Consider the following 4,453-nt stretch of genomic DNA (forward strand, 5'->3'; position numbering starts at 1 on the left):
GGATAAGCTTACTACATCCGTCAATTTAGAGATTACACTAGAATCATTAATAGAGCAGATTAGTAATTCTCAAAATGAACATGAGCTTGATGAAGCCTTTATTAAACTGATTAATATAATTAATAGATTAAGTAAAATAGACTTTATTAAACTTCTCCAAACTTTGAAAAAGCGGTTAGATTTTTTATCATCTCAAAAGTTAGTTAATTTAGAAAATACTAGCTTTTCATCTATTCTTTGGTACTGCGCTCAAAATATAGCATACGTAGATTTCCATAACATATGGCATCAAGAAAAAAGTGAACCTGAAAGAATTAAAAGTGAACAAGTTAGCCTCAAGTATTTTGCTTTACCTCATGCTCTGCAAGTTGCGCTCAATAATGACTCTCAACTCAACCAAAATATTCACTTAATCTGTATCGACACCAGCAAGTTCATAGATCCAGACAATCCTGCCAGCAGAATTTACGCTGCAATTGTCAAAGCTGGCTGCCCTAAATATCAGGAAGGTATACCGAAAACAATGGTAGAACTGCAAACTTATTGGGATTTGCTAGAAACTGACAAGCAGGTGGTTTTATTATTTTACTCAGGCACAACCAATATTACAGGTGGAGTGACATATAGCAATACATTTCTCAACAGCATCAGCAGATTTGAAGGAAAAATTTGTTTTATTAGCGACCTCATACTAAACTGCAACACCCTTCAAGTCTTTACACCTAACCAGTCAGTTGATGAAATTCTAGAATGGTTGCGGTGTAGTTGATTGTATCTCTCAGCGTGTCGGCGGTCGCTATCGCTTCATCCACAAACTGCTGCAAGACCACTTTGCCCAAATGGAGTTTAGGCGCGATTCAAGGTAATTGTTAGCCTGTAAATTGAGTCTCAGATAGAAGCAAAGCAAGCGATCGCAAGTCATAAACAGGTAGCACGGTCAACGTCAACACTATTAACCAGAACGAATAGGTGGTAATATTCACAACAACAACGCTTAAACCTGCTCAAGCCGACTCATGCCCGATTCAGAAGATCCAAAGCAAGTCAGCAACGACTTACGCAATGCCCAGTTTGGCGGCGGGTTGATTAACGCTGGCACAGTGAATGCTGGGCAAATTGGCGGCGATATCTACAATATTCACCTTGGGCAGCAGACGGTGGCATCAGGTAATTCAGTCCAATCACAGAATCAACGCCAGCGATCGCAACAAGAAAGAGACTCACTCGAAAAAGCTTACACTCTTCAAAGCCAGAAAGTTGCAAATCTACGAACAGCATTGGTTATTGAAACCGATGTATCGCGCAAGTTTCAATACGAACAACAGCTTCAGTCAGAGGAACGCACCCTGAAAGAGCTTGGTGATAAGTTGGATGCAATTGAACAACAATTGCAAGCGGCTGAGAACTCTGGACTAGGGGCAGACACAACAATATATATTGAACGACCACCTATTGAACAGAAATGTTATAAAGCAATCGTGCAGCCCGGAGCCTTAATTCGCATCAAAGCTCCGCAGAGAATGGGTAAAACTCTGCTACTAGAGAAAATCCTAGACCATGCAAGACACCAGGGATATGAGACAGTAAAACTAGATTTAAAACTTGCTGATAATTCTACTCTAACTGACCTAAAAACTTTCTTGCATTGGTTATGTGTCAATGTTTCTGATAGCCTAGATATGAACGACTTGGTAGATGAATATTGGCAAGATAGTTTGGGTTTAAATACAAGTTGCACTCGTTATTTTCAAAGATATTTATTATCGAATATAGATAGCTCTCTTGTTTTTGCGATAGATAATTTTGAACGTCTATTTGAATATGCGAATATTTTCTCAGAATTCTGCCTCCTGTTGCGGAGTTGGTATGAAACAGCCAAACAAGGAGACAGGATGGGAAAAATTTGGAAGAAACTACGACTGGTAGTAGTTAATTCCACAGAAGCTTACCCCACTCTAGATATCAATCGTTCGCCGTTTAACGTTGGACTAGCTATTGAGTTACCTGAGTTTAATCAACAACAGGTGCAAGAAATGGCGAAATTGTATGAACTAGGGAGGTATTTTGGGGAAGAGGGATTAAGTCAGTTAATCAAATTAGTAGGTGGACATCCTTATCTGCTAAACGAGGCAATAGCTAACCTCAAAAGCCAGGAAACTTCTTTAGAAGAATTAATTAGCCTAGCTCCAACAGAACAAGGAATTTTCAGCTATCATTTACGGCAGCAACTAGAATCTTTGCAAAGTGATTCTCAGTTAAAAGAGAGTTACGCAAAAGTGATAGCAGTAGATAAATCAGTGCAGCTTAATCCTGAAATCACTTTTAAATTGCACAGTCTGGGTCTAGTTAAAATAGTGCGTAATGACTGTATTGCTAGTTGCGATTTGTACCGTCGGTATTTTTTGGCACGTTTGGAGTAGTTTATGGTTGACCAGTACATTTTCTCTGGAAGTCTACCTGAAAATGCCAGTACTTATGTTAAACGAGAAGCTGATGATGAATTAAATGAAGCCCTATTACTTGGTAAGTTTTGTTATGTACTAAATTCTAGACAGAGTGGAAAGTCCAGCTTGCGTGTAAGAACAATGAGCCGCTTAGGTGAAGCTGGTGTAGAGTGTGCGTCTATTGATTTATCCTCCATTAATATTCAGACAGCAACTCAAGAAAACTGGTATGCAGACTTGATTGTTAAGCTCATCGATAGTTTTGCTTTGGATGTGGATTTTAAAGGTTGGTGGGAGCAGAATCAATTAAATTCACCATTATTAAGATTTAGTAACTTTCTGACAAAAATACTTCTTGCAGAAATTTCAGAAAATATAGTAATTTTTATTGATGAGATTGATAGTGTTCTGAGTCTAAATTTCCCTACAGATGACTTTTTTGCTTTTATTAGGTCTTGTTATAATGAGCGAGTCGATAACCCCCAATACAATCGCCTCACTTTTTGTTTACTAGGGGTCGCATCACCGACCAGTTTAATACAAGATAAGAACCGTACCCCGTTTAACATTGGTAAGGCTATCTCCCTCAAAGGCTTTCAACTACATGAGGCTGAACCATTAGAGAAGGGTTTGCAGGGAAAGTTTAATAACCCTCAAGCAGTAATACAAGAAATATTGCAGTGGACGGGGGGACAACCATTTCTAACTCAAAAGCTCTGTCAGTTCATGGTTGAAGAATCTGAGCAAGATAACCCTCGTTCAGTAGAGCAAGTTGTCAGTTCACGGATTATCGAAAGTTGGGAATCACAGGATGAGCCTGAGCATCTACGAACTATTCAAGCCAGGATTTTGCGAGATGAACAACGGACAGGGTACTTACTAGAACTGTATCAACAAGTCCGACTAATTGAGGAGCAATCCGAGGTAATAGCAGATGAAACATTAGAGCAAAGCGAGTTGCAACTTTCGGGATTAGTGGTTAGGCAGCAAGGTAAGCTGAGAATTTATAATCAGATTTATCGTGAAATCTTTGACTTCAATTGGATAGAAAACCAATTAAACAACCTCCGCCCATATTCTGAAAATTTTCGTTTTTGGGTGGCTTCTGGAGGTGCTGATGAATCACGGCTGTTGCGGGGCAAGGCTTTGCAAGAAGCAGAAGAATGGGCAAGGGATAAGAATTTAAGTTACCAGGATAAACAGTATTTAGCAGCTAGTAAAGAGAAAGAAATTCAGGAAAAAATTACTGCCCAAGAAAAAGAAGCTGCGTTGGAGCGTGAGACGAAAGATAGGGAATCAGCAGAGGCTAGAAATTTTTTACTAGCTCAAGCTAATAAGAAGGCTCAACAACGGATTCGTAATGGTAGTATATTTTTAATCATTACTTCTTTTATGACATTATTTTTAGGAATACTCGCTGTTGATTTTAAAAAGCAAATTGACACAAGCCAAGAATTATTACAACCTGCCGGAGAATTATCTAATTTACTAAAAAAGAATGAATTCAATCAAAATAATAACAGTAATGAATCTCCTCCAAAAGAAAAAATTACTATAAAAATCTCTGACTATCATTTAAAAATAGCATTACTTAATTTAGCATTAGCTAGTAGTTATAGACTAAAAACAAAAGATTTAGGAAAGGCAAAAGCTCACCTTCAGAAAGCAAATGAATATCTTAATAAAAGTAAAACAAAATCTAATTCTATAGAGAAGATTCAAATTTATATTTTGTATTTAATAGCCGAGGTAAAATTGTCTAACGAAAGGCAATACAAGGGTAATCAAATAAATTTTTATCAAAAAGCCTATGATATTATTCAACAGCAGAAAAATAGAATATTCAGCGAAAATGGAAATATAAACATTCTTTTTAAAGAAACTGTAGAGTCACTCTATAAAGAAATTATATTGTTAGCAAACCAAATTAATGATTTAGATTCTAAAAGGAAAGTAGAAACTTCTTTAAAAGAATATTATTACGCTGAACTAGAAAATCAAGTAACAAA

General features: G+C 37.2%; 3 protein-coding genes. All 3 read left to right on the forward strand.

Annotated features, from left to right (window positions below; genetic code table 11):
- Nucleotides 1-769, forward strand: a 769-nt coding sequence (locus G1O98_RS37080; RefSeq protein ID WP_202985853.1) for a hypothetical protein, incomplete at its 5' end; no start/stop codon positions are given.
- A 247-nt stretch (nt 770-1,016) separates the two neighbouring features.
- Nucleotides 1,017-2,420 (forward strand): AAA-like domain-containing protein, encoded by a 1,404-nt coding sequence (locus tag G1O98_RS37085; RefSeq protein WP_163939303.1) that lies wholly within the window; start codon nt 1,017-1,019, stop codon nt 2,418-2,420.
- A gap of 3 nt (nt 2,421-2,423) precedes the next feature.
- Nucleotides 2,424-4,453, forward strand: a 2,030-nt coding sequence (locus G1O98_RS37090; protein ID WP_163939305.1) for an AAA-like domain-containing protein, incomplete at its 3' end; no start/stop codon positions are given.

This window comes from Nostoc sp. UIC 10630 (assembly GCF_010747425.1).
Taxonomy (GTDB): Bacteria; Cyanobacteriota; Cyanobacteriia; order Cyanobacteriales; family Nostocaceae; genus Nostoc.